The following is a 25,302-nucleotide window of genomic DNA, read 5'->3' as shown; positions in this document are numbered from 1 at the left end:
AATGATGCGATTATCAATTAATGATTTTAATCGAGTAAGAGAAGAACAAGGAGAAAGCTCCATAGTCAATTTTTTTCCAGGGGCTAAGGCGCCTCTTAAATAATTGCTTAATAAACATTTATCATGATTTGAGAGAAGGATAACACCACGTAGTTCAGGGAAAGCCAAACGCATTTCCGATAAGACGAACAGGGACAGTACATCGTTACTTCCCCTGTCTGCAAGCATATCTCCAAAACAACGCAAAGTGACGCCATTCGGAAGCTGGGCCTTTGAAAATCCGTCACGTACAATATGCCTGAACCGTTGCAAAACCCTTTGGTTTAAAGCACTGCGATCGCTCATACGCGAGTCAATCTCGTAAATTTTGATTAATTCATTATATTGTTCTTGGCTGATGTTAATTATACCTGCCTCATAGAGATATCTTACCAAAGCAATAGCATTTCCATGCGTATCTCCTGCGGAGAAAGAAGAACCTGCTTTCGGAGGAATGTAGCCTTTTTCAGGAAGGGATAGAATATTTGATATGCTGCGGCATACAAGTTTTTGATCGTACATTAAATCACTCACTTTGATTTTTTTGAAAAAATAAATTATAGATAATTGAATCTATATAGTGCAAACTGATGGTTAAATATCCTTGAGAGGTCTAATGGGATACGCTTCTTGGATTAAGTTGAAAATTATTTTTAAGAAACACTAATTCCCAAGCCTTTATCATTGACTCAATGGTTTGGCATTAATTTCAAAAGGAAATTTTAGTATGCAGTATACTTGTGCAAAATTAAGAAAATATTAAATAACTTACGGTACTAATTTCCTAAAATTACATGCCAAACGTCATTATCCTTTTAATATTTGTAGATTTCTGTTAGTGAAGATTGTTCTTTTTCGATTTCTGTTATATCAGTTAACTTTGTCGCTAATAGATGTTTCGCATCGGGAGTGATCGTTTGTAAAAGAATCAAATCAACCAATTCTCTGGGGATATTTGCTCGACGAGCCGCCAGCCTAAAAAAAAGTTGACTGTCGACAAAAGCATCTCGCTCATGTTTTATTTGCGGCAAAACAAAGGATGAGACGTTAAGTTCATCGTCTTTTCTAAAAGCCACCATAGCGTCACCACCTGGCAATATATGAAGTTCAAGAAATTTCTCTACTTCACCGGCATCCTTAATGATATGCATTTTCAAATTATGGGTATTAAATAAAAATAAGTTATTATTTATATGGATTAATAAGTGTATTGAATCCGGAAAAACCGCCATCTTTATATTTCGTACATTAAAATTATTTGGTAGATCAAGGTCACCCCAATTCCATTGTTTTAGACACGCTCCAGCTACGGGATCCCATATTTGGAGACCATCGTGATGTGGGTAATACGTAAGTAGGTATCCATTTGGGAAAACAAGATACTTTCCTCCTAAAAGATAGGTTTCCCCCTGAGTATCAGGTGCTCTCAATTGAATTTGATTTAATTCTTTAACTTCATTATTTTGGGAATTAATTTCTAGAATTAATAGTGTAAATTCAAATGGATTCGAATTATGAATATGGCAGCAATAACGATTTTGCCCCAAAGAGGTTACATTGGTAAATTCTCCCGTATCATAATATCCAACATTCTTCTTAGGCTGCGTTTTCAGTTCTTCTTGATGTACCGGGATAAACTTATCTTCATGCCAGCCATAAATGAATAAAAAATAGGGGGGCTTACGCTCGACGAAATCAATCACAAAAAAATTATTGTTATCAAGCAATCCTACCAAATTTCCTCTAAAGGGGCATTCTTGAGATGAAATGATACTCAAGTCCTCAGCAGAAATTTTTATCAGTTGTTGGTTTAATTTGATTAAGATAGAACCATCTTGAAAGATGCCCAATAAGTTAAAGTGATAAAAACAGTCATCAAAATCCTTTTCACAAATTGCTGCCTCCAGATTAGTGGCTAAAAAGAGTTTAAGTATTACTTTCTTGTTCTCATAATCCTTAAAGACGTGTAACACTTTTTTGTTGGGGAGATTATAGTATGTTGGAAAGGGAGTCCATTTACCCTGAATTTCAACTTTAGTGGATAATGCGTGAGTCTCTTTTTTAAAAAACATGTTTTTCTCCAAATGCATCTATTAAATTCATCTGTATATGGAATTGATAAATTCTCGATGATGTGAGGTTATTAGGGCATTTCTTGCGCTACAATTCTTGTGCTGTGGCTATTCTTCAAGGATTAAGTTTTTGAAGAAACTATGAATAAACATTAGCTGGCAAATTGTATTTAAATAATTTAATTTGAGAAAGAGTTATTTTAGAAATTAATTTATTCCAAAATGGAAATAATCCGAAGAATTTTGATATTTAGAAACACTCCGCCAATCCCGAATAAAAAACATTTACCAATACCCTTTTATCTTATGAAGGCTTTTTGAAAGATACAGGAGGTCGATATGATGCTTGCTGTTGCTCCAATATAACAGGTGATAAAACTCACATACTCCTGATTGAATTATCCTAACCTGAATTAAGTCAATTTAAAAAAGAGCACTTTTAATTTTTTGGAGAGAAACTATTCTCTTTTTCTTCGATTTGATCATAACCAAAACATTTCTTCAGAAATGAAAAGAAAAATTCAAGGAAAATAAAATTTTCAAGAAAGGATGGTTTTTCTGCAATATTAAAGGATGTCGTGTAATCCCGATTAGTCTTTTCACCAAATACCCGAAGTATGTTATGCAAATCCCCATCTTTATAAATAGGACGACCATTAAGGATACCTTGCAAATCATCTATAACACTATCCATTCGTTGTCTATCCGGAGTAGAGCGACGGCTTTGAGAGTTAATAGTTGGTACAAAAATACTTCTTGATTCACCAAAATAAAAATGGGCTATCTCGTTCCCATAAGAAGTAAACGATTGTCGTGCATAGCGTTTCAACAAATAATCAGCATTCTGATAATCTTTAGAGAATCCGGCATTATCCCAAGCTTGTCGCCAATAATGTAACCCTTTGCCACTCATATTAAACAAATTGATTAAATAATGTCATGCTTGCATTGTATTAAAATCATCTATGGATTGTCAAACCTCACTTAACGAGCGTCAGATCGTGACGTTATCTGGAAATTGATTGTTCATTAAAAAATATAATAATAATGTAAATATTAGTTTATTCTTCAGAGCATGCGCTGGTTTTTTTCAGCCCCGCGCACGAAGTTTAATCAAGAAAGAATGATTTAAAATTAACTATACTCAGATTACGGCATTCCAAAATTTATCTGGTAGCAGGTTAATTTTATGGACTTGAAAAAAGTAAATTTAAATTTACTGGTATATCTTGACACCTTATTAAACGAGCTTTCTGTTTCAAAAGCTGCAGATAAATCTAACCTATGTCAGTCGGCTATGAGTGGCATTTTGAAACAATTAAGGGATGTTTTCGAGGATCCTTTATTTATTCGCGAAGCACATGGCCTTAAACCCACTCCTAAAGCCTTAGAGTTAATGCCCAAGATTAAAACTTTTTTAACTTACGCGGATGAAATTTTTTCAAAAGATGAATTTGATCCCAGTACTGAAATAGTCACATTTAATGTGGTTTTAGGAAGTCATGGTGAACTTTTGCTTTTATCTAAATTATCGAGTTATCTGGCGCGATATACTCCCAATATTACCTTAAAAATAGTTTGGATATCAGAGAATTTAAATCTAGACGAATTGTTAGCAACCACAACTGATTTAGCTATTCTGGCAAGTTTTCTACCACACGGTAAAATGATTAACAAAGAATTTTTACTTGAAGATGAAATGGCTTGTACAATGCGCACATCACATCCGCTGGCTGATAAAGAGTTAACCCGAAAAATGCTTATTGAAGCAGAGCATGTGAACATACTGTTCATTGAAAAAGCATTAAACAAGCAATTGGATCCATCTAACCTCAAAAGGAATATTAAAATAACAGTTCCCAATTTAATTAGTGCTCTTGAAGTTATTCGCGATACAGATTACCTGGCAATTGTACCCCGATGTCTGGCAACTTCCTTAAATGAAAAGAAGCATTTTGTAATAAAAACTCTGCCTTTTCCTAAAAAAATTTTACCGTACAGATGTTGTATCACAACCGTTTACGCAATTACAAACCACTACTATGGCTTATGAAAATTATTAAAGAACAATGCCTCTAATTCAAATAAATACAACAAACCTAGAATAGTTTCAAAATAGTGTCTTTAAGTTTTTTAATCAAAAACTTCAAACCCGATAAATCTAACTCATTGAAAAAAATGGTGATATTAAAAATTCTAATATGACATATCAGTACAAACTGTTGGATTTAAACTGAACCATTTGTTTAAATACTGACGACTAGGAAATTGATTTGGCGAGAGCAATTCGGTTACTTGGAAAATAGAAGACTTCTTCTTTTAGAATAACCTCTAACCCTCTCAATAAATTAATTTTTTAAATACTGACGAAACATGATTCGTTAGGCTTTATTAAACTGGATATAAAGGGTTTTTATCATGCAAATGAAACAAGAAATACATTTAGACATAAATTTAGAACAAGCGTTAGCAAATACTGATTTTTTTGAGCGAAGAAAAACAGTGCGTGCTCTTATCGAGCAAGGAGTGGATTTAACCCCTCAATTATTAGAAAAAGCATTGGCTACGTATGATTTTATGATTATTAGAAATGTTCTGGAGTACGCAAGTACAATTGGCTTAAAGCCAACCACAGAATGCCTGAATATAATGATCGAAGATCGTGCTAAAGTGACAAAAAAAGCCGTTTCCGATGCATGGATGCGTGGCAGTGCGGTTGATCCTTCTAATAGTATTTATAAACTACAAGCGATGACTGTTAGAACACTTATTCAAGCTGGAGCTTTAGTAACTCCAGAACTTATAGAAAAATCGGTACGTGATGATAATAACTTTGGAGCGGAAAGAATAAGAAACGCCTTATCAAGCGAAGAGTTAGAACCCACATCTGAGATATTAAAAAATGAGTTTAATAGGATCGCAGAAATAAGAAAAAATTCACGAACTCTTGCTCAAGCATTTCGTACTGGCACTTCAATTTTCAGTAGTTTGCCTAAAGAGCTGTTGATTTCAATTGCCTCTTTAAAAGGAAATGATGAGAATGTCATCGAAGAAAATGAGTCAGATGTTGAAATGGCAGCAAACAGTTTTGCAAAACTCTAATTGGCAATAAGTTGGGTCATTTTGACCCAACAATTTATATTAGCTCTAGAAAAATGACTGACGATGCCGTCTTATTTCCATTTTGAGTGATAGTATATAGTTTTTCCCTGGTATAGTTTTTAATAGTGAATAATCAATGTTGGGTCAGAATGACCCAACATTCGCTGGCTAAGTAATCAAAAACTCCTTTAGTATAAAAATAAAAATGAGCTTCCAAATTTATAGAAGCATATATTTAATGCTTATTTAGTTTGTGATGATTTAGTGGGGCACACCATTGGTTGTTTCTTTGGTTCCGAATGCAATTCTTGCATTAATGCTTTACGAAGAATGATGCCATTTGCTTTGGTTGCACCAGACCAGTAACTGGAAGAGCAGGTATCGGTATTACAATCACCGCCAAAAGTAACAAAGGCTTGTGCTCTTTCTATCTTACAATTACACAAAGCACGTTTTGAATTTTGCGGATCAACTGTGCACGCCATATCAACACAATTCGTCCATGGAGATCCTTGCGGGCAACTCATTGAGCTCTTGGTTGCAAATTGCGCAAATGAAAATGTTGAAATGAGCGTCATGACTTTGTATCTGTCTTGAACAGGTTTTCTCTCTTTGCACGTTTTATAGCCGACACTTTTACCTTTCTCTACGACACAATCACAAATTGCGTTGGTCGAACTTCCAGGTAAGGGAATACAGCGGGCAGAAGTACAAAGCGCATAATCCTGATCGCATATAATGGGAGTTACAGAGGCTTGCGCCAAGCTATGAGTAAGAAAGAAAAAAGCATATATTAATCCAATCAAGTTTCTCCGCATTAAGTCCATTTTTTACATTCCTTATTTGTTATTGAGGATCTTATCGAATATTTGTAATACTGTGTTACTCATTACAATGACCGCAAAAGGTACTGATATCCATATTACTCCCACAAAAAATGATCCCGATCCTTTTTCCATGAAGCTCATTTTTTAGAGGACCAAGACATGCAGCAATGCCTGCTGCACAAGCAGGCTCAACCATCATTTTAAGTTCTTCTGCAATTAATTTCATTGCAGTAATAAGTTCCTGATCACTGACAGTTACTAATTTATCGACATTCAGTTTACATAAATGGAAACTATAAGGTTCGGCTTTAGGTGCACCCAGGCTATCTGCGATGGTTTGAATTTTATTAATGGCCATGGGCTTATTGGCCATGAAACTGCGATTCATTGTGTCTGCGCCTTCTGGCTCAACTCCATAGATAGTGCACGAGGGTTGTGCTTGACTGAATGCATTTGAAACGCCTGCACATAAGCCGCCTCCTCCTATAGCGATAACTACAGCATCTAATCCTTTAGTTTGTTCCGCAAATTCCAAACCCAATGTGGCAGTTCCCAATGCCGTATGGTACCCCTCAAAAGGATGAATAAAAGCTCGAGATTCCTGCTTTGCAATTTCTTGGACTAAATTAAAACCTTCGTTAATGGTGTCACAATAGATTATTTCGGCCCCATAAGCTTGACACCGTTGAACTCGAAATTTGTTAGCTGTTTTTGGAATAACAACTTTCGCATGAATACCTAATTGTTTTGCAGCGGACGCTACTGCAATTGCATGATTACCAGCACTTATAGCAGTAACTCCGTTTTTTAATTCACTATCCTTTAGAGCCATCATATTTAATAAGGCACCGCGAAGTTTAAAACAACCACCATATTGGAGAGTTTCAAGCTTGAGAAATAATTGCGTATTTTTCCCAAAAAGAACATCTTTTTCCTGCCCCTTCCATTCCCACACTGGAGTTAACAAAATTTTATCACCAAGAAGCTTTCTGGCTTCCCGAATTTCATTTAGATTTGGAATTTTGAATTCTTCAGCCATAAAAATTGCTGCCTTATGTTGGAGTTATTATCACTATAGAACTAAGTTTAATTCAAAATAATGGCAATTGAATGCCTCATAAATCTTTTCTTGCTTCGATTGATTGCCTATGCCTAACACTCTTAGTGGATTCGTTTTATCAAAAAACTGATTTTATTCATAGAGCATCATTTAAATTTTTGAACAGCAATATTTGCCCATAGCACATACGCATTGCCCTCATTTTGAGCAGATATACTATAATAATTAACATAAGTCCAAAATTCGGATGGTCCAAAAAATCATCTTATTCCACAGTATTTCTTTCGCCGGAGTTATCATGAGAGAAAAATCTAGCAAAAAGGCACAATTCCAGGCTTCGCCAATTGGAGCAATCCCGGATTTTGATGAGCATCAAACCGCCCTTGATTATGTAAAGCTGGGTGAGATTTTTGCTTATTATAGAAACAAACATGGGATTCGTTTGATAAGAAACGGAGATTTTAATACGCATGTCCTACAAGATAATATTAAGGGTTTTGCTGCTCAGCTTGATGCAGTTACCGCTAAAACGCTCCCGTACTATAATTTTTTAAAAATATGCGAATTCAGTGATTCTGCTATTTCAAAGTCATATGCACACCTTTTAACTAAAGAGCTAAATGAGCTTTATAGTTTTCTGAAATCTAAAGGATTTTTGGAAAATAACAGATTAAAGGAAAATCTGGATTCAGCACAAATGCATGAGATTGAGACTTTTTGCCAAACAAATTTATCTGCTCAAGAAAAATCCAAATTAGAAGAAAGAAGAAAACGTTTAAGTTCAAAACTTAGCTTGGCAATGCACACTTGTTGTTTAACAAAAGAGCAAGCAATCGATGAAATGCTCGATATCCAAAAGTCCCTTGGTGAAGATGAGATGGTTGGATATGTATTTACCAACAATGTGCGTAGCCCAAGAAGTAATGTACATTTTGAAGCCGTTATAATTACCAAACATGAAATTATTAAACCAGTAGAATGGGGGGTCGACATCCTTCCAAAAGAAATGTTAGATCATACTGATGAGGGATTAAACTCGGCAGCCTTTTTCTCTCCCAGAGCGGACTTGCTCACTGATAAGGGCCTCCCCCCCCAACAGCAGGTGGATAAAAGCCATTCCGGTGCGCTTTGTGTTTTATATCTCAAAAAACTATTGCAGGGTAATGGCAAAGCCCTGTTTGAAGACAGTTTAAGAATTCCGCTTTATGATGAAAATGATAAGCTAAATTATGTTTTTATTCCGCCACCCAATATCATGCAATACTCGCAAAATGATAAATTTATAAAATTTTATCAAATGCTTATGGGAGAAAAAGTGGAGATTTCCTCAGATCAACCAACCCCTCATAATCTTAAAGACTTATTGCTGGAATCAAAAACAAGAGCGCATTTATTAGGCGATCGTAAGACCGCTCAACTCAATCAGAATCTAATCGATAAATTTGACGCTTTTAGTAAGAAATGGTTGCGAGGTTGTGAAGAGGCTTGTAAAAAACGTGACCAAATGTTTCTTGATAACGATGAGAACAGTTATAACATCTATCTTGCTTACGCTGCAAAACGATTACTAGATGAAGAGCATTCTCCTAAAGAAGAAAGAGTTAAGCAGGATTCAACCGCCGAAAAGAAACAGGAAAAAGAACAGGAAAAAGAACAGGAAGCTACTAATGTGCACGTTAACGATTCTCAAGAGCATTCTGTAGAGGCGAGGGTAAGCGCCTCTCAGACAGAAGACCCACCCCAGACATCCATACCCCAACCAGCTCAACCCTCTATTTCTAGCCAGGCTAAGGAAAACGTTCCCTCTGACCTTAAGGATCCAAAGGAAAAATTTAAAGAAGATTTGCAAGAATATGTTTTTAAGCGCATATCCGAAGCAGGGGGACAAGATTTAGCAGCTCATCATCGTACAAAAATACTTACGCTTAAATTTGGTTATAGTGCTGAACAAAAAATAACAGCAGTAAATAAACTGATTTGTGCTTTAGATATGCAAAATAAGCTTGAAAAAAGACCAAAAAAAATGGAATTAACTGAGACTGATATTGGCGCCTTGACTACTTCCAGGCTTTATGGAAATGTGATTAAGAAACACCTGGGGCTGTTTAATCAAATACTGGAGAAATTACCGGAGATTGAGAATCAGAAAGTAAATAACTTTAGACACGATATCTGATTTTATTTCATTCATATGTCGGTTTGGTAATTAATGTTTTTTTGTTTCGTAAGCATAGGCTGGGCTGTAAGCCCAGCGTCCTAGCCTGATGTGACCAGGAAATTGATTATTAATAACAACGCAAATATCAGCATATTCATTAGCGCATTTGTACTTGGAAGAGGTCGTGGTGGTTTGAGTACAAAAATTCACGTAAAAAGTTGATGCTTTTGGTTTGCCTTTAGGTTTTATTATAACAGGCGGACAAGAGCATGAAATAAAAGTAGCAAAGAACCTGTTGAATCAAGAGAAAAGTGATTATTTACTTGCAGATCAGGCTTATGATTGCAATGAGTTTAGGGACGAACTTAGTGCTTGAGGTACTGTGATTGTTATTCCTTGCAAGAAAAATAGAATTCACTACTTTGAGCAGGATGTTCATATTTATAAAGAAAGAAATTACAGTGAGCGTTTTTTCAATAGAATTAAAGGGGGCAGACGCGTTGCTACGCGATTTGATAAAACAGCTGCGATGTTTTTAGGTGGATTGACACTTGTTGGAATTTGCTCTGGCTCAAACCTTAAAAAAACGCCCTAGTTATAATGAATAAGCTAGACTCAAGGCTAAAAAATCTCTAAATTATTTTACACCTCATGAGATTATTAAAGGAAATTCGGAAATTAATTGATGCGTCAACAAGAACTAAACCCACTATTACGCATGTTCCATGTGGTAGAATCCGTTTTTAAAGACTAATATGCTCATGCAATTTTACATAATTAATAGGACGACTCATGAAAGCAAAGCAAGAACTAAATAAAAAATCATCCGATACCAAGGCACTGATTGAAGAGCTTATTTCCAGGTGGTATTTGAGCGATGATGATTGCCCACGACCAATTCATTCTCATAGTGAGATTAATTTTTCCCGAACAATTAATCCCTTAGCCCAAGGATTGTTAGCCCAAAAAAGTTTTTTTAAAAAGGCAAAGGAAGATACCTATTGTGGATTTGAACCAGGTTTTTTAATTGGCAAAAGGTTTTGAATAAATTGTGTATGAGTGTAGGAAATAATGCTACGAACGTCATGATTTATGTGAAAACATTAAATGTTGTGTTGCATTAGCAAGTTGAATCAGCCCTACACTTTATACAAGAAGTCTGCTTATCTATAATCAGACTTCTTGTGGAACTAAAATGCGACAATCTAAAGTTGACATGTTCTCGGCATAGTTCTGAAACAGGGGTCCCATTTTCAGCTTGTTTTAGAATTGAGTGGATCTGACTGTCTGTAAATTTTGATCTTTTCATGAAGAATCTCTTCGTCATAGGGTACGAGAAAATTCTACTTTCGACATCAGTTATTTTTCGGGGGGATTACCTAAGCATTCTTTAACTTGAGATTTATTAATACAATGATACCCAAACTCAAAATAATTAGATTTTGCCCAACTTAAAGTATCGTAGATTAATTGTTGGGATCGCTCATCAGGTATTCTTCCTAATCGACTTAAGAGGACATCACAAACCGATACGAAATCTCTTTTGAATTATCTTTGTCTAAACATATTCTCGCATCCCATGATTGTTTGACGAATTACTGCAAAAAGTAAAAGAAAATCTTTTAACCTCTTTGCTTATTGCGGGTGGAATCGGATTTCTAATTTCTAGACTTTTAAAAAGATAACCCTTTTAGTTAAGATAGCCACCGTGAGGTGGCTATCTTACCGGAATACCTACTCATCTTTCGTTATAGACCTTCCTACAATTTGATAATCTCGCTAGGGAAAGAGGTGTCGTATTGATTTTCTAAGTTATATAAGTGTATCGCATTTTGCATAATTTCAACTGCATCATAAAAATGATTTCGAGGAGTCTCAGGAAGTTGTTTTAGGTAAGCAACTGTATCGATGTTATTGGGTGCAAAAAGATCACTTGAAAGATAACTGGGATTTCGTAAAACTTCATTCATCTCCTTTTCAAGCGATAAATATTCTTCAACCATCTCTTTAACCGACCAACCTGGAATATTATTTGAATTTTTTAATATGACAGGTAATAAATTGTTAAGCATCAATAAATAAAATGTTAAAAGCATAGATAATGTACGACCAACACCATCAGGAAATGGGTGGTGTAAAACCGTGTATTTTATAAATTTGAATATGGCGGTCAATTTTTCATGTTTTGAATTTGACTCCGAAATTTCTTTCTTATAAGTCATTAAATGGGAATGGCAAACTTCATTAAGGTATCGTTCCACATCAACAATTTTTTCATCCATTTCAGAGCAACGGATGTTGATTACCTGATCTTGCTTGAGCATATCCCAAATTAATACTGCTTTTTCTCCAGGATCAAAATCCTTATCCCTGGTACTAGCAAGAACTTTTCCACTCTTATCCATAAAGGTGAGTCCTTTGCACTCAGGTGTCTGCATGTAGAGTAAAATTTCAAAAATGCCATCAAAGGTATTTTGTTTCGAGTCCAGTGTCCATCCAACTAACGAATTTTTCCTGAACTCACCTGCTTTTACAATTGTAAATAGATTCTTGACACCCGCTGTACATGTAGCATGAAGCGACTTTATAAATTCTATATCAAGAGCATCTGGCTGATGTAAATTTTTTATAATAAAGGCAAAACCATGTGCCATACCAAGCATGTAACCAGGCTCTGATTGATCAAAACCAGCCCATGCTCTACGCATTTCGATATAATCTTTGAGTAATTGTTGGTCTTGCTCCTCAAACTTGAAAAAATGTATAATTAAATTCAGTAAACTTAAATTAAATATTGAGAATCCTCGAGTTGCCAGCTGGTATAGTTCATTGAGTTTAACCGTTTCTAAATATTCCATAATTTCCTCTCTTTTGAGGATTCTATAAGCTCCATGAAAATTAATTTTTATTTCTTCCAAGGACTTAATCAGCAAATCGTATGAAAATTGTCTGTCATCATACCTCGAGCGCTCTACAAAAAAACGCCAAAGTTCGATACATGGAAAGTTTTGCAAGAAATAATGCGTTTTATTTTTTTCTTTGCTAGATTCTGAGAAAAAAAAATTTTTCATTCTAAATACCTCTGTATTTTCTATTCTTTTGTTTAGATAATTTGAACCACACCTTAATGTTCATTCGAGAAAAGTAGATATGTATCAACAAAGCTATGGAGTTATTTGTAGAAGCATTTGACCTTATGCGGAGCATGGATAATGTAAATTTTTATGCTTCAAAATACATAAAGCGATTAATGATATATGTGGAATGATTAACTTAAATATCTTCCTCAACAACTGCTTATCGTTCATAGTTTATTGATTAAGAATAACTAAGTTTACCTGTCCCCCATCCATCCTTAAATTCGTTTATTAATTGGATGAATAATTAATATTCAGGTGAAATTATATTTGGATTTTATTAAGAGATTATTAAGGATCTTAAAAAATGTAGCGTCGAACTTTGCACAAGACACTTATTATTTGCTATGGAATTAACATAGCACCCTATAGAAAAAAAACTTATTGATATACAATTATCCCCCCTTTATGGAGCTTAATGTTTATGGTTATGCAGCTCGAAATTTCTTATGATTTTCGCAGTCAACGTGAAGCAATTAAGTCTTTTATTGAACGTAAAGAACGTGGAAAAATACTTCTCCTCAAGATTAATGCTGAGGATGAAGAAGAGATACTCGCCATATTAAAAGAGATTATTACTCAGCGCCAATATCCGACAGAGTTGTTTTTTCAACAAAAGGGCGTTAGGCGTAGTTTTTTAGAAAAAATTCTTCATGAAATTGAAGGAAATCCTCATTTCCCCCAAATTGAACTAGACACAAGTAATTTAGATTTTGATCCAACCCGTGCAATTTCACTGGTTTCTAATATTTTAGCTCGCCCAACTTGTACATTAAAAAATCTAACTTGGTCTTTTAAGAGAACTGAACCAGCTCATTTTCTACTTTTGTCCCAAGCTCTAAAACAAAATAGCTCCCTCGTACAATTAAAATTAGCGGCGCATTGTTTACATCCTTCAGATTTCAGAAATTTAATCGATATATTCCAATTCTTTATAAGCTCTAAGGGGAACAGTATAAAGAGCTTACATTTAAAAAATTTTACTGCCTCAGAGGATGACCAAAAAGCAGTTGATGCATTTAAATTAGCTTTGAAAACCAATACCCATATCCAACAACTAATTTTTACTGCAAAAGAAGAGCTTTCAGAGAAGATAATAACTAGCTTAAAAGATTCTGAGGGTTTAACTTCACTTGCCATTCATTCTACAACAACAACCTTTCTTTTTATGGATTGGAAGTTACTTGCAATAAACTTACCCCCGCACCTTCAGGAACTTGAAATCTCTTCCAGGGGCGACGCTGAAAACTTTTTAAAAGATATCATTTATTTTTTGGGAGAGTGTAAGCAAAGTTTTCATTTGAAGGTGGGAGTGAACTCCTTGCACCCAAATGTAAGTTCTTCTGATAAGAAAAAATTTGAAGAATTAATCAAACCAATTCTAATAGAAAAAAACATTTCTTTTGAGTCTGATTTTCTTTTTAAAGAAGAATATTTATATAAACGAAACGTCCAGGCAACATTTTTTACTGTTTTAGCACAAGCTAAAAAACAAGAATTTAATGAGGGCAAAAGGAGTCATATCGAACTTGGTATGTCGTGAATTCCACACTGCTATAAAGTATCTACCCAACCCGCAAAGATTGGATTTATGAACTAGATAGAGTTTGGTCTTATCTCTCAACATTTTTAGCCAGCATACCTAATGCAAAAAAGTATTTGCCTAAAACCCTTTCTACCATTTCATAATTTTTAGATCACATCAATCTTTGACGTTATGTCATTTAATCATCTGGCGATCGATTGCCTCGGGATTATTATAGGAGTCTAAATGCAATGAGGAATCAGTTCCTTTCATCCCTCCCAATCAAATCCCGAAGCAACAAAAAAGGCTCACTATGTATTATTGGAATTGTCGATTGGTGGGTATTCATAAATTCATGTTCCACACAATGATTTATAAAATGAAATAATTTATCAAAATAATTAGCCACGTTTAAAAAGCCTATTTTTTTATTGCTTTCACCTATTTTTATCGAATTCCATGTTTCTATTGCTTCTTCTAATGTTCCTAATCCTCCTGGCATAACGATAAATCCATCAGCCAGGTGTTGCAGCATTCTTTTGCGCTCTTGCATGGAGTCAACTACGTGCAGTTCATCCAGGATTTCAGATGTTTTTTCCTGGTTTAACAGATGAGTGGTGGTGATACCTATCGCCTTACCTCCAAGTTCCTTAACTGTAGTTGATAAAAGCCCCATCATCCCTAATTTTGAACCGCCATAAACCAAAGTAAGCCCCATACTTACAAGTTCCTGAGCAAGCTTTATCGTGGCCTGTTCGAATAATTTATTGTTCCCTGAATGGGCTCCGAGATAGACACACACTCTTTTCATAAAAATTCTTATTGTTAATTTTTCAGCATAGTATAGGATAAAAAAATCCATATGAAAGGTGCAGAAAAATTACTGCTCCTTTGTTATGCTTCCAGACTCAAGAGAGACAATTACGAAATTAGGGATATTCCAATTTATAAATGGGGAAATGAAGATTGGGTCTTTTAATCCCCCTATCTAAAGGGGGATTAAGAATTTTGAATTGAGCCTTAGTGAAACGTTCAGGGAGAAAAAGTCTCAGTGTCAAAATCATCACTACTTAGCGAGCTGGGTTTGCTTGTAGCTTCTGCTTGACTCTCTAGCATTGCCGGCGTTTTGCCATTTATTCTTAAATCAATGAATTCCTGGTAATTAAATGCTCTGGCTAAACGGCCCGCACTAAAATCTGCCATTTCAGCATAGGTGGTTTCAAATGTGCCGCGCGGCACTTCTTTATATTCTGAATTTCGGTTCACTTCATTGCGGTTGCCAGCAAACCAGGTGTTAAATTTAAAGGCCAAATTATTGATGAATTGTCGAAAAGAACGCACTACCGAATGTTGCTGTTCCTCCTCCTTTGCTGCTTTTATCGTCATTGAGGAATAATGCATCAGCGCTTCGGCTTCAATCATTGAAGAATAACCACCGCATTGTTTGCGGTTAAGCCATTGCGGACCGCCAAAACTTGTGGGATCTACATGTTGCCATTGCTCATCCCCTGGGGGTTTGATCATGGCGGTAAAATGATTTCCACCCCACATTGTTTTTGTACCGCCTATAGTGGTCGCGGTACAATATTTTTGTTCCACTGGAGTTATTCCTTTGTTAGTGCAATCCAGGAGATATTTTTCATAACATGCATTAAACATCTTTTGTATATGGTTTTTTCGTTGCTCACTGCTCATCTTGGCAGTTAAATCTTCTGTTGCCGGTAATAGAAAAACAGGGACTCTATCCTCGCTTTGCTGAACGATGCAAAAACTTACTGTTTTGGTAACCCCGGGATTACCTTCAAACAACGTTTTATCATAGGGTACAAGTAATTGAGTGACATTATCTGGAGGGACACCCTCAAGGAATCTGCTTCGTACGTCATTAACCATTTTATGGTTTCCATAACACCGGCCTTCTGTCTCGAGATAGGTGTTGGATTTGTCGAAGTTGGTTGGACCAATTAGAGCGTACATGATAGAAATAAGATACAGTTAGTATAAGTAATAGTATACCAGAACACACCTATTTTGATCAATTATTGATCTCGTTGAAGGAATAAGGAATACTCAGGCAGGGATTTACTCTGAATGGGGTTGATTGACTCGTTCTACCTATTTATTTTTCGGAGCAGAACTCCAATTATCCAAAATTTCGCTCGCTGATTTGACTATTTTGTTGAGGTCTTCCTTGAATGTTTTAAAAATGGAATAGCTGGAAAAACTGTCGCTTTGCGCAACGTGCTGTGATTTTTCCTTATCGCCTGATGCCTCATAATATTTATTCAGGTTAGGATAAAAATCGTTTGTGAAACGTTCGATAAATTTCGTTTTATCGGGTTCAATTAATGCCTCAAAGTCCAGAGGGACAGGATGCTCATAGGGTACAATCGGTAAACCAATTTTTTTCATCATGGTTCTGGCAAACAATTCTGTGGTCGCCGCACTACCGCGTTGGCAAGGCATTGCATGAGCCAGGTACCAGGCCATTTCCCCAATTTTTTGCATGTTTTCTTTGGTTGGCTCCGGATGTTCAAGTATTGAAGCAAACAGCTTATCAACTTTTTCGTAAATTTTGGGAATGTATTCAGCATAGGTATGTACAAAAGTAAAGCTCGGTTGATAAGGCTGCATCGCCGGGGGGACATCTGCTGGATAATTAAATCCTGTCAGGACCAAATCACCATCAGTTATAAATACTCTGTCGCCTCGCTTGAATTTTCCTCTTGAAGTGTCTTTCTCAATGATGTATCCATCTTCTGGTTTGGGCTCTTTAGTGTATAGCGATTTAATTCGCTCTTGAACTTGCTCAAAAAAATCACGGTATTTCCCCTGGGGCATAATGGGCGTTGTATATCCCCTATCATCATCAAACGATCTTATCAAACCAATTCTCTTCCTTGAGGGTTGCATTAATTCCTCAGCAATAGCACGTCTTTCCCCAGCTAAAAATTCATATAATGATCTGGCTGTCATGCGCTCGGTATCCATTTTTTGCAGGGATTTTTCAACCGCAGCATGACACAGCTTGGCATACTGCATTTGATCGCTGCCCCAGGAATCACTGAGAGTTTTTGAGCCATTTAGAAAAACCCGCCATTCTTGCTCGGGATCAGCACTGAAATCTATGAGATCAGAATCACGAGCGGGAACAGGTTTTTTTTCCCCTCCAGCATGAACTTGCGAATCTAAATTCAAGGGCTCGTTCTGTTCGGAATCAGGCTTGTCGGGAGCTGATTTCATGATACATCCAATGATTTCGGTTTATTATTTAGTATAGATTAAAAAAGAACTTGAAGTAGGCAGCAAGCTCCCTGAGCCAGGATCGTGTGTTCATTTAAATTTAAAGCAGGTGAGATCGTCCCCGTCTAAAAAATCTGAGGAAAGAGCTGGATTTAATTCTATTTTCTCATTATCAAGAGAATCTATTTTCAGGATGCCAATTTGAGTTTCTTCCTTATTTTTTTCCACTTTAATAAATAGAACTCCTTCCTGCTCTACGGGTGTGGCCCCTTTTGCCCCGTCGGCAAGGATGAGTTGCATATCTAAAATAACCTTATTCTCTTTAATAAAGTGGAACAATTCCCCTTGAACACTATCAAAACAAATCTCACTGCCAATCTTGATGCCAAGAAAATCTTTTACAGGAGCATCTTGTCCCGTTTTAAAATAATTCCGGCGCAGATCCATATATCCTAAAAAGCCTTCATCCACATAGTCAAAATCATAATGAGTGTGGGGATTTTTTTTCTTATATTTTTGGACTTCCCCATGGTAGAAAAAATACGCTGTATTTCGATAATAGGTACTTTGATCTGCTTTGGCTTTCTTACGCCAACACATAGTGCCGGGGACAATGAGCATATCCGTATTAAGAGATAATTCTTTTAACTTATTTTTGAATTCGTTTTTTTGTTGTTGGGTATAATATCTTTGATAACAAAGCTCGGAAAAATCTTTAAACAAGTATTCGGGGGCGACAAATATCGCCGAGGGAGGAGCGGGCTGTCTTTCTGATGGAGAAACTGGTTTTGACTGCTCTTCCCTGCTTAGCCATTTTCCCAGCTTATTTTTCTTATTTTGGAACCACCCCATTTTAACTTCTTTATTCTTTTCGATTTTGTCCACATCTTTCTCTTCCAATACATCTTCCTGCATCTTCTTCTTTGCGAGTAAAACCCGGGATTCCAAAATCTTCAAGCGCTCTTCGAATGAAGATGTAAAAAAACTTTCCTCTGGCTGGAAAATAAAAATTTTAAATTTCTTTGGATTTATTAAACTCCGGGTGGTTTTATTTTGATCCGTATTTGGATGATTAGAGGCCATCGCAGCGATAAATGATGAAATTGATCTTTTATTTTACAGCCATGTGCCTAATTAAGGAAGCCTGACCCCAGTTTCTCTACCCAATGCCCTATCCAGACCATGAAGCATGCCTCTCTGGTAAGGGATGCAGAAAAGAGCGGTTTTCGCTTTTTGCATGATTAAGTTGGAGTCAGTTGATTCGCAAAATTGGTGTGGAAACAGGAATAACCAGCAACGATACAATCAAACATGCACCTCCCCATAGACCAGCTCCCCAGTGTTTTTAGCCGGGTAAAGGCACGCGCAAGCAATCCATACATAGAAGAGCAAAAGACAGAGAATAACAATCCAACCGGGTATAGGTCCTAACGCCGCATTCCCCACAATTTCATAGTAAGACATCCCCATTTCCTGCCTAGCCCCCGTACTTTGCAGCTTGGGAGAGGAGATTTTCAGGATCCATGCCAGCAGCAAAATTAAAAACATCCATACATAATTTCGACGCAATCTTCGGGACATGGCACCGCTCAAACTCATTAGAAAACGTGGTTTACTTAAAGTTTCTCCTAAAATTTCTGACCAAGGCTCCTTGATTGGGCCGGAGGCAGTAAAGACAGGTGCAAAATAAAAACGCTCGATTATGCGCACCCGCGTTCGGTACACATCGAAGAATCGATAGCGTCTCGATTCAATGAAAAGTAAAAGCAATACCAGCAGCATTGCAAAAAGCAGTACTCCATGATGGGCTGATGAGGTTGATAGAGACAACGAAAGCATCGCAGCCGCTGCTGTAATTGCCCAATTAGTGGTTCGATCGATACGATCCCGCCATCCGGACATACGCCCAATTTCCCCTCGATAATAATGGGACAATACGGTAACCAATTCTGAAGAAGTAGCTGGAAGGGGCGGATTCCTGAACTCTTCAGGAAAATTATCGTCCGATTGATTTGTTTGGTGCTCCATCACTGCTCCATAGGATAAAGGAGAATTTTTATATTTGATTCCTTAATATAACTTAAAAATCATCCATATAAAATAATTGCTCATTTTCTGTCAAAATGAAAAAAACGCGCCATTTCTGAATGCGTTCTAAGAGACAGCGAATGGCAATTATTGTCGGAATTGTTGATGCAGAATAATGCAGGAAGTCTCAAGACTCCCGCATTATTCTAGAAAGTACGACTAGGGAGTGAACTTGGCAGGTTGTGTTTCCAGTGCGGTTATCAAATTTTCACCATAAGCGGTAACAAGACTCGACAGGCGTCGCATTTCGTCTTGTGCAACTGTTTTTGGAACAGAACCATCTTTCATTTGCCGTTCGAGCAACTCACGTTGCGCTTTCGCATTTAGCATCGCATGGTTTAATTCTTGCGGGGTAACATTCGGATTAACTTCTCGTTTGAAAAACATAATTAGGCCTTTATTTTAACAGGATGTTTCATAATACATCCTGTCCTTTCCGAGATCAATTAGGTCTGCAAAATTTCATCTGCAGACAGGACAACGAAAAAACTTCAACCATATGAATTAACATGAGAAGAAGGATATTCTGTAAGCTCTGTCCTTGCTTCTTGAAGTTGCTTTTTATAGTTGTGGGTCACTGTTGCCGTCGACTCCTGTTTCCCGCCAGTCGCCGTGATTGAGGGATAGGGAGGTACGGCTCTCTTGAGTTCCTCATGAAGCATTATTTTTTTCTCATGCAGGCTTTTACGGTCAAGGATCGCTGTTTTGGAATCGGATATTTGTTTTACTTCCGCTTTATTTTCAGACGAAGCAACAGGGAATTTGTACACAATATCAAGGTAGTTTTTAAGTGCTTTGGGAGGTTGGCCGTGTTTAATATACTCATCAGCAATTAAAGCATATGCCCAGAAATCTCTCAGACTAAAATGGAGCTGGGGTTCATTGTCCAGCAGGATCTCTTCCATTTTTGTAAAATCACCATGGCGGGCGTAGGCCAGCATGCGTTCGGGAACTGATAACGCATGAGATACCTTGAATAAATCGCTTGAATCGATCATGACATCATGAATAACGGGAGCTAGGCCAAGTTTCATCGCACAGACGTTTACTGCCCGAATGTTTGCCGGGGAAAAATAGGCATGGGTAAGATTAAAGAAATCATTCAAATTCACTTCCATCCCGGAATGGAGGGCATTAAATAATTCATTCGTATATTTGCCGGTATCGTGTTTGATAGCACTGCCTATTTTGAATTGCCAATCCCCCTGTTCATCTTTGTAAAACAAGATGTTTTCCCATCCCATGGCATCCAAAATGATGTTCGTTTTTTGGTAAAAATCACGATAATGGGTGAGAAATTCACCCATTACCTCACGCAGTTGGGGATCACTGTCTAAACGCTGCAAAATGCCACCAATGCGCGGATCAATAACCTCATAATCCTTGGGTTCAAATTGGCCTCCAGAGTCTTCTTTATGAATCAGCGCCTTATTTGATTTATCAAACAAGCTTTTTTGGTGTTCCGTTAAATAAGGGTCCAGTTCCGCAGGTTCTATTTTAAAATCAAACTTTACTTTAGATTGGAAACATTCTTCATAAGGGACGATTGAGAGTGCTGCATTTTGGGGATCTTTTCCAGGAAGACTCACGGGCAGGGTAATATGATGTTCGCGAATGCACCGATTTTTCCCATCCTTATCAAAACACTCGTATAAAACCGCGTATTTTTTCTCTAATTCCTCAAGCTCCAGGGGATTGGGATTTTGTTTCATTAATTTAACCACAACAGGAGAATCGGGAAATCGATAAAGCACATGAGTCCCGCCTTCAGCAATACGCTCGGCTTTACCCAAATCGATTGCGCCTGATGCAAGTTTCGGCATAGAGTCCATCAATGCCATTATTTTCAGATGCTCCTGAGGCATTTGCTTCACCAGCATGCTTTCTTCATAAATCGCGGTAACAATTTTCCCCTCGGCCAAGATAATTTTGTTTTTGATATTAGGGTTAGGGATTAGTTCACCTGGCTTGACATCAGGATGCATAAAAAAATCGGTGATTTCATAGGGCGACATCGATTTTCTTGCTCTCCATTGACCTTTTTCTTCCTGCTCCATAAGCATTGTATGCTCCTTCCCAAAGGAATCACGAAAACCAAATAACATTTCTTTCGGGACAGGTGTTTGCGGAAGTGGTGTGTAGATGAATGTTGCGGTAAGTTCTGATGCAGTGGGAGGATTATCAATAATTACTTCAATTGTTCCAGCGCTTTCTCCACTGACGGTTAATTTAATCGACTCTGGCATTTTATTTTTTATTAAATAAGAAAAGTCACCTATTATATTTCTGTAACCTCAGAATCATCTGGCTTGAGCAACAAATTTACATTTTATTTTCAGTTTTGCTGGCCCTTAGGGGCAAATTCAACCGCATCCAAAGGATTAAATAAATTCTATGACGCATGACAATTTGAAGCAGATGGGGTTGTCGGGCAAAACCCGACTTAAAATTATTAAAAAAATAAGGGCTTTCTTTATTCAAAGCTTAATACTTAATACATCCGTTGGATTTTCCATGTATTGCCCCTCACAAATCACCTTGGCACCAAGTTTCATATACATTTTATTTAATCTGGGATTTAAAGTATCCAGGTAAATTAAATCAGCCCCCTGTTCCACAGCTAACGATTTTGCTTTATTCAAAAGTTTGCCTGCAAAACCCAAACCTCTTGCATTCTCTTCGACAAAAATATAATCAAAATACACCACTTTTAATTTTCTGGAAGTAGTGTCTCCCTCTGCAGAATGGTCGCGAAAAGAATCAAATCTTTTTTCAAATAAACCAAACATGCCAACTGGTTGCTCGTTAAAGGTTGCAACATAAATCTGGTCCTGGTTTAAAAGAACTTCCCGGAAATAGTATTTTTTCTCATTTTTATGCAGATAACCCCACGCTTGCCTCGCCCATGAAGCAGCCAGCTTTAGATATTCTTCTTTATTTTCCTCAAATTCGGAAAGTCTTTTAAATTGGAGGGTGTGGTGCCTTGCCGCGCTTGTAAAAAAATGCATTTTAACTCCTGTGATTTATTATTTTTTCAAATTGTTCTCTACGGTTATTGATGAAATATGTTCCAGATGTTCCCGGGTTTTATCAAATAATTTTTGCCCAACAGCCATTCCCACTGCAACGCGTGCGGTACCCCAACCAATTCTGAATTTTTGTTGAAAAAAACTCAATCGGCTTAGGAGCGTCGGGGTTGAGTTTTTCGATTCCTTCCATACTTGGGTTAAAACCTCATGCGCAGACGGAGGTTTCTGGTTTGGGGGGGTTGCATATTGCATATTGCGAACGTAATTAAATGGGCTTGATGCAATAGTCGCTAATCCAGCCGCACCCGCATTATAAATAAACTCTTGATGTTTAGCCAAGTTGGAAGTTTTATCGGCTGATTTTTTAGTCACTCCTGTTACACTTCGCAACATTTCATAGGTACTTCCAAAGACCATATCTCGGGTCATTGTAGCCATTGTTCCTTTCAGAAAAGGGTTCAAACCTCCCTGTATCCACATTTCCTTGCTACTTGAACGAAAGGATGCATTTTCTTGTCCCCAAGTATGGTATTTGACAGCAGAAATACTATTGGTAATTGCCCCTCCAATACTCCCGGCAGCCATACCTACACAGAATTGGGATGCGGATTGACTTAACCCTAGCTGGTCATGCAGATAGGGAAACAGATAAGAGTTAAGCTCGCCTTGGGCCATAAAATAAATACCTCCAAGAAATGTACGTTGCACCAATGCCTGGGCAAACCCTTGATAAGGTGATTTAAAATTTTCAAACGATAAAAAAGGACGATTATGTTTCACTGATAAAAACAAAGCCCGATCCCAGGGGTTAAAAAGTCCCGAGAGGGATACCCCCACAATCAAGCCGCTGGCAACATCAATATTGAACCTTTGTTTGTGATCTAACCTTGACTCGTGTTCCTCTGCAACACGTTTACCACCCATGTAAGATCCTCCAGGTATCCATTTGAGTTTGAATTATTAAGACCACAACTGATTCAAAATAGAAGTAACTCTATGAGCAGGGCCTAGTGCATTGAAATTTAAAAGAGAAAGAGATGCAAGTAGATTTTCAGAAGAACCAAGAAAAACATCCAGTACAAGTGCTCTTGAGATATCCCCATCCCAACATTCTTTGCTTCGCCCTGTAACTAATTGCCGGCAATGCAGCACCTCACTTGTATGCCAGGGAGAAGGTAAGCAATTCAGCAATCGCGTTCTGGATTATGACTGTAGATGCTGAAAACAGTTTAATCCGCCTGAGTGCTAAAAATATTTTTGACCCCCTGAGCCTTTTTTTCTAAAGAACTGGAAATGGTTTGATGTTCTGTATGTAAGGCAATTTGCCGTAAATCAAGCCGGGAAATAATTTTCATCATGGTGGTATTGTTGATTTTTCTTTCTTTTCTTAAGGTACGTAATTCCTTATGGGCTCCCTCCAGGGCAGCATATCGCAGCTGTTGTTCGAAGGTTAAAGCCAACATACTCTCCATTTTTTCACTTTCCGTACCGTGATTTGATATAATGAATTGATTAAAGGAGTCTATTAGTTTATTCGCAACCTCGGTACATAACACCCTTTCGCGTTCATTTGCCTCTTCACATAAACTCTTCATTTTGTCTTTAATTGCTTCAACTGCGGCTTTAGATAGAGCCAGCACTGCTTCACTTTCTTCATCCGGGGTGGGCTTATGAAGCAAGTTTTTCAAACCCGGTGTAATTAAAGGCAACAGCAAACTACTAATTAATAAAGAACAAAGAACAACGCCAATAACCAGGATAATTAAAAGCTTACGTTCGGGAAATGGGGCGCCATGAATCATGTGGGGTAAAGATAGAATTGCCGCCAGGGCGATTGCACCTCGTACCCCTCCGAGGGAAAAGGTGCTGATTATTTTTAAATTGGGAAAACGCCAAGTACTCTTGTTCCGCCGTGATATTAACGCTTCAAAAGGTAAGGTTAAATAAATCCATAAGGTTCGCAGGAAAAACAGGGTCATCGTTATAAGAATGACAATCATTGCATATTCTGACAGGCTATAGCCCGTTGCCTTGAGGAATTTAATCGAGTGAGGCAAGTATAATCCCAGCAGAATAAAGATAATTCCATTTAAAGTAATATCAAGAACACCCCAAACAAAATGGCCTTCCAGACGCATTTTGGCCAGAGTTCTATCCAAAAATCCAGCCCTATCTACAGCAAAACCTGCGGAAACAGCAGCCAAAATGCCTGAGAACCCTGCTTTTTCAGCAACCAGATATACAGTAAACGGCAACAGCAGTAATAACAAATTTTCCGTGGTAGTCTCATGCACGTTATGTTTAGCCAACTTTCCTAAAAGTGAAATAAAAACAAAAGTGAGGCTCACCCCCACCGCAATCCCCCCGAAACTGATAATTAATAAACTTAATAATGCATTTTTAACTGAAAATACGCCCGTTACCATTGCAGCAACGGCTAATTTGAATGAAACCAGACCCGAGGCATCATTTAAAAGTGCCTCCCCTTGCAAAATATGCATCATCCGATCTGGAATCCGGGCTCCAGCAGTCATGGATTTAAGTGAAACTGCATCTGTCGGGGAAAGCACTGCAGCCAAAGCAAAAGCGGCAGGTAAAGGAATTAGGGGAATTAACCAATGCACCAGATACCCTATTCCCGCCACAGTAAAAAATACCAGGCCTATCGATAGCATAATAATGGGTCGGGTGTAGAGTAAAAATTCTCTCTTGGGAAAATGCCAGCTGTCATTGAATAATAAAGGGGGGACAAACAATAGCATAAACAGTTCCGGATTAAATCCCACATCAAAAAAGGCGGGGAATAAATCAGCCAAAAGCGTCCCTATGGCAATTTGGATTAATGGGGTGGGCAGGAAAGAAACGAAACGGGTAATCACTCCAGAAATTACCATTAAAAAAAGAAGAATCAAACAAATCAACACGCCTTCCATTGTTCTTTATCACTCCCCGGAATAGGTAAAATGCAGCACTCGATAAATCAATTTATCATTCATTTGCATGACCTTACCCTATAAAAGAA

The 25,302-nt window shown here is 37.4% G+C and carries 21 protein-coding genes and 3 pseudogenes; 7 read left to right on the top strand and 17 right to left on the bottom strand.

The genetic code is table 11. From position 1 onward, the window contains the following. From KYQ_RS19265 to KYQ_RS01650, 3 genes are all read right to left on the bottom strand, one after another. The coding region (locus tag KYQ_RS19265) for a hypothetical protein (RefSeq protein WP_029488951.1) at positions 1-561 on the bottom strand (561 nt) is incomplete at its 3' end. Between the two features lie 293 nt (positions 562-854). Further along, a complete protein-coding gene (locus tag KYQ_RS01655; RefSeq protein WP_010652619.1) occupies positions 855-2,111 on the bottom strand; it encodes a hypothetical protein in 1,257 nt (418 codons plus the stop codon). 439 nt (positions 2,112-2,550) lie between these two features. Then, positions 2,551-3,024 carry a hypothetical protein gene (locus tag KYQ_RS01650; protein ID WP_010652618.1) on the bottom strand — a complete coding sequence of 158 codons (474 nt, stop codon included), beginning with the start codon at positions 3,022-3,024 and terminating at the stop codon, positions 2,551-2,553. A gap of 276 nt (positions 3,025-3,300) precedes the next feature. On the opposite strand from KYQ_RS01650, the gene KYQ_RS18120 reads away from it, so the two are divergent. Both KYQ_RS18120 and KYQ_RS01640 read left to right on the top strand, forming a co-directional pair. Continuing rightward, positions 3,301-4,164: a LysR family transcriptional regulator gene (locus KYQ_RS18120; RefSeq protein WP_050799688.1), complete on the top strand. Its 864-nt coding sequence runs from the start codon at positions 3,301-3,303 to the stop codon at positions 4,162-4,164. 365 nt (positions 4,165-4,529) lie between these two features. Further along, on the top strand, positions 4,530-5,213 hold the full coding sequence (locus KYQ_RS01640; RefSeq protein WP_010652616.1) for a hypothetical protein: 684 nt from the start codon (positions 4,530-4,532) through the stop codon (positions 5,211-5,213). A gap of 242 nt (positions 5,214-5,455) precedes the next feature. Here KYQ_RS01640 and KYQ_RS01635 read toward each other — a convergent pair whose 3' ends face one another. Together KYQ_RS01635 and KYQ_RS01630 are read right to left on the bottom strand one after the other, a co-directional pair. Further along, positions 5,456-6,040, bottom strand: a complete 585-nt coding sequence (locus tag KYQ_RS01635; RefSeq protein WP_019349497.1) for a hypothetical protein — start codon at positions 6,038-6,040, stop codon at positions 5,456-5,458. 55 nt (positions 6,041-6,095) lie between these two features. Continuing rightward, a complete protein-coding gene (locus KYQ_RS01630) occupies positions 6,096-7,079 on the bottom strand; it encodes a threonine ammonia-lyase (RefSeq protein WP_010652614.1) in 984 nt (327 codons plus the stop codon). Between the two features lie 319 nt (positions 7,080-7,398). On the opposite strand from KYQ_RS01630, the gene KYQ_RS01625 reads away from it, so the two are divergent. The 4 genes and pseudogenes from KYQ_RS01625 to KYQ_RS01615 all read left to right on the top strand — a co-directional run bounded on the left by KYQ_RS01625 (position 7,399) and on the right by KYQ_RS01615 (position 10,302). Beyond that, positions 7,399-9,276 carry a hypothetical protein gene (locus KYQ_RS01625; RefSeq protein WP_019349496.1) on the top strand — a complete coding sequence of 626 codons (1,878 nt, stop codon included), beginning with the start codon at positions 7,399-7,401 and terminating at the stop codon, positions 9,274-9,276. Between the two features lie 211 nt (positions 9,277-9,487). Next, positions 9,488-9,634: pseudogene (locus KYQ_RS19680) on the top strand (transposase); the annotation flags it as partial. A 60-nt stretch (positions 9,635-9,694) separates the two neighbouring features. Beyond that, positions 9,695-9,840: pseudogene (locus KYQ_RS19675) on the top strand (IS5/IS1182 family transposase); the annotation flags it as partial. 210 nt (positions 9,841-10,050) lie between these two features. Beyond that, positions 10,051-10,302 carry a hypothetical protein gene (locus KYQ_RS01615; RefSeq protein WP_010652611.1) on the top strand — a complete coding sequence of 84 codons (252 nt, stop codon included), beginning with the start codon at positions 10,051-10,053 and terminating at the stop codon, positions 10,300-10,302. A 172-nt stretch (positions 10,303-10,474) separates the two neighbouring features. Here KYQ_RS01615 and KYQ_RS19045 read toward each other — a convergent pair. Both KYQ_RS19045 and KYQ_RS01610 read right to left on the bottom strand, forming a co-directional pair. After that, positions 10,475-10,567 (bottom strand): annotated as a pseudogene (locus KYQ_RS19045) (transposase); the annotation flags it as partial. 451 nt (positions 10,568-11,018) lie between these two features. Further along, positions 11,019-12,329 carry a hypothetical protein gene (locus tag KYQ_RS01610; RefSeq protein WP_010652610.1) on the bottom strand — a complete coding sequence of 437 codons (1,311 nt, stop codon included), beginning with the start codon at positions 12,327-12,329 and terminating at the stop codon, positions 11,019-11,021. A gap of 484 nt (positions 12,330-12,813) precedes the next feature. Between KYQ_RS01610 and KYQ_RS01605 the strand changes: the two genes are divergently transcribed. Then, complete coding sequence (locus KYQ_RS01605) at positions 12,814-13,938, top strand: hypothetical protein (protein ID WP_010652609.1); 1,125 nt, start codon at positions 12,814-12,816, stop codon at positions 13,936-13,938. Positions 13,939-14,179: 241 nt separating this feature from the next. On the opposite strand, the gene KYQ_RS01600 is transcribed toward KYQ_RS01605, so the two are convergent. The 10 genes from KYQ_RS01600 to KYQ_RS01545 form a co-directional block, all read right to left on the bottom strand. After that, complete coding sequence (locus KYQ_RS01600) at positions 14,180-14,731, bottom strand: LOG family protein (protein ID WP_029488950.1); 552 nt, start codon at positions 14,729-14,731, stop codon at positions 14,180-14,182. Positions 14,732-14,952: 221 nt separating this feature from the next. Beyond that, positions 14,953-15,813, bottom strand: coding sequence for a hypothetical protein (locus tag KYQ_RS01590; protein WP_019349494.1), 861 nt, complete (start codon positions 15,811-15,813; stop codon positions 14,953-14,955). 222 nt (positions 15,814-16,035) lie between these two features. Then, the gene (locus tag KYQ_RS01585; protein WP_010652606.1) at positions 16,036-17,163 is read right to left on the bottom strand and encodes a type III effector AvrB4-1; all 1,128 of its coding nucleotides are present in this window, start codon (positions 17,161-17,163) and stop codon (positions 16,036-16,038) included. A gap of 90 nt (positions 17,164-17,253) precedes the next feature. Beyond that, a complete protein-coding gene (locus KYQ_RS01580) occupies positions 17,254-18,120 on the bottom strand; it encodes a carbon-nitrogen hydrolase family protein (protein ID WP_231294589.1) in 867 nt (288 codons plus the stop codon). 348 nt (positions 18,121-18,468) lie between these two features. Further along, positions 18,469-19,191 (bottom strand): DUF2270 domain-containing protein, encoded by a 723-nt coding sequence (locus KYQ_RS01575; protein WP_010652604.1) that lies wholly within the window; start codon positions 19,189-19,191, stop codon positions 18,469-18,471. Between the two features lie 219 nt (positions 19,192-19,410). Next, positions 19,411-19,638, bottom strand: a complete 228-nt coding sequence (locus KYQ_RS01570; RefSeq protein WP_010652603.1) for a hypothetical protein — start codon at positions 19,636-19,638, stop codon at positions 19,411-19,413. 104 nt (positions 19,639-19,742) lie between these two features. Next, positions 19,743-21,497, bottom strand: a complete 1,755-nt coding sequence (locus KYQ_RS01565; RefSeq protein WP_019349493.1) for a hypothetical protein — start codon at positions 21,495-21,497, stop codon at positions 19,743-19,745. Positions 21,498-21,728: 231 nt separating this feature from the next. Continuing rightward, entirely contained in the window at positions 21,729-22,259 is a 531-nt protein-coding gene (locus KYQ_RS01555) for a GNAT family N-acetyltransferase (protein ID WP_010652601.1), read from the bottom strand. Between the two features lie 18 nt (positions 22,260-22,277). Then, on the bottom strand, positions 22,278-23,204 hold the full coding sequence (locus KYQ_RS01550) for a hypothetical protein (RefSeq protein WP_019349491.1): 927 nt from the start codon (positions 23,202-23,204) through the stop codon (positions 22,278-22,280). Between the two features lie 305 nt (positions 23,205-23,509). Then, entirely contained in the window at positions 23,510-25,213 is a 1,704-nt protein-coding gene (locus KYQ_RS01545; RefSeq protein WP_019349490.1) for a Na+/H+ antiporter, read from the bottom strand. Between the last annotated feature and the right edge of the window lie 89 nt (positions 25,214-25,302).

Origin of the sequence: Fluoribacter dumoffii NY 23 (genome assembly GCF_000236165.1) — a bacterium.
GTDB classification, from domain to species: domain Bacteria; phylum Pseudomonadota; class Gammaproteobacteria; order Legionellales; family Legionellaceae; genus Legionella; species Legionella dumoffii.
This window is presented reverse-complemented; position numbering and strand designations above follow the sequence as displayed.

Excerpts from the sequence above, each read along its gene's own strand:
- KYQ_RS01630 (WP_010652614.1), bottom strand. The coding sequence starts at position 7,079 with ATGGCTGAAGAATTCAAAATTCCAAATCTAAATGAAATTCGGGAAGCC.
- KYQ_RS01555 (WP_010652601.1), bottom strand. The coding sequence starts at position 22,259 with ATGCATTTTTTTACAAGCGCGGCAAGGCACCACACCCTCCAATTTAAA.
- KYQ_RS01550 (WP_019349491.1), bottom strand. The coding sequence starts at position 23,204 with ATGGGTGGTAAACGTGTTGCAGAGGAACACGAGTCAAGGTTAGATCAC.
- KYQ_RS01615 (WP_010652611.1), top strand. The coding sequence starts at position 10,051 with ATGAAAGCAAAGCAAGAACTAAATAAAAAATCATCCGATACCAAGGCA.
- KYQ_RS01570 (WP_010652603.1), bottom strand. The coding sequence starts at position 19,638 with ATGTTTTTCAAACGAGAAGTTAATCCGAATGTTACCCCGCAAGAATTA.
- KYQ_RS01575 (WP_010652604.1), bottom strand. The coding sequence starts at position 19,191 with ATGGAGCACCAAACAAATCAATCGGACGATAATTTTCCTGAAGAGTTC.
- KYQ_RS01610 (WP_010652610.1), bottom strand. The coding sequence starts at position 12,329 with ATGAAAAATTTTTTTTTCTCAGAATCTAGCAAAGAAAAAAATAAAACG.
- KYQ_RS01640 (WP_010652616.1), top strand. The coding sequence starts at position 4,530 with ATGCAAATGAAACAAGAAATACATTTAGACATAAATTTAGAACAAGCG.
- KYQ_RS01590 (WP_019349494.1), bottom strand. The coding sequence starts at position 15,813 with ATGGTTAATGACGTACGAAGCAGATTCCTTGAGGGTGTCCCTCCAGAT.
- KYQ_RS01600 (WP_029488950.1), bottom strand. The coding sequence starts at position 14,731 with ATGAAAAGAGTGTGTGTCTATCTCGGAGCCCATTCAGGGAACAATAAA.
- KYQ_RS01655 (WP_010652619.1), bottom strand. The coding sequence starts at position 2,111 with ATGTTTTTTAAAAAAGAGACTCACGCATTATCCACTAAAGTTGAAATT.
- KYQ_RS01650 (WP_010652618.1), bottom strand. The coding sequence starts at position 3,024 with ATGAGTGGCAAAGGGTTACATTATTGGCGACAAGCTTGGGATAATGCC.
- KYQ_RS01585 (WP_010652606.1), bottom strand. The coding sequence starts at position 17,163 with ATGAAATCAGCTCCCGACAAGCCTGATTCCGAACAGAACGAGCCCTTG.
- KYQ_RS01605 (WP_010652609.1), top strand. The coding sequence starts at position 12,814 with ATGTTTATGGTTATGCAGCTCGAAATTTCTTATGATTTTCGCAGTCAA.
- KYQ_RS01565 (WP_019349493.1), bottom strand. The coding sequence starts at position 21,497 with ATGCCAGAGTCGATTAAATTAACCGTCAGTGGAGAAAGCGCTGGAACA.
- KYQ_RS18120 (WP_050799688.1), top strand. The coding sequence starts at position 3,301 with ATGGACTTGAAAAAAGTAAATTTAAATTTACTGGTATATCTTGACACC.
- KYQ_RS01635 (WP_019349497.1), bottom strand. The coding sequence starts at position 6,040 with ATGGACTTAATGCGGAGAAACTTGATTGGATTAATATATGCTTTTTTC.
- KYQ_RS01545 (WP_019349490.1), bottom strand. The coding sequence starts at position 25,213 with ATGGAAGGCGTGTTGATTTGTTTGATTCTTCTTTTTTTAATGGTAATT.
- KYQ_RS01625 (WP_019349496.1), top strand. The coding sequence starts at position 7,399 with ATGAGAGAAAAATCTAGCAAAAAGGCACAATTCCAGGCTTCGCCAATT.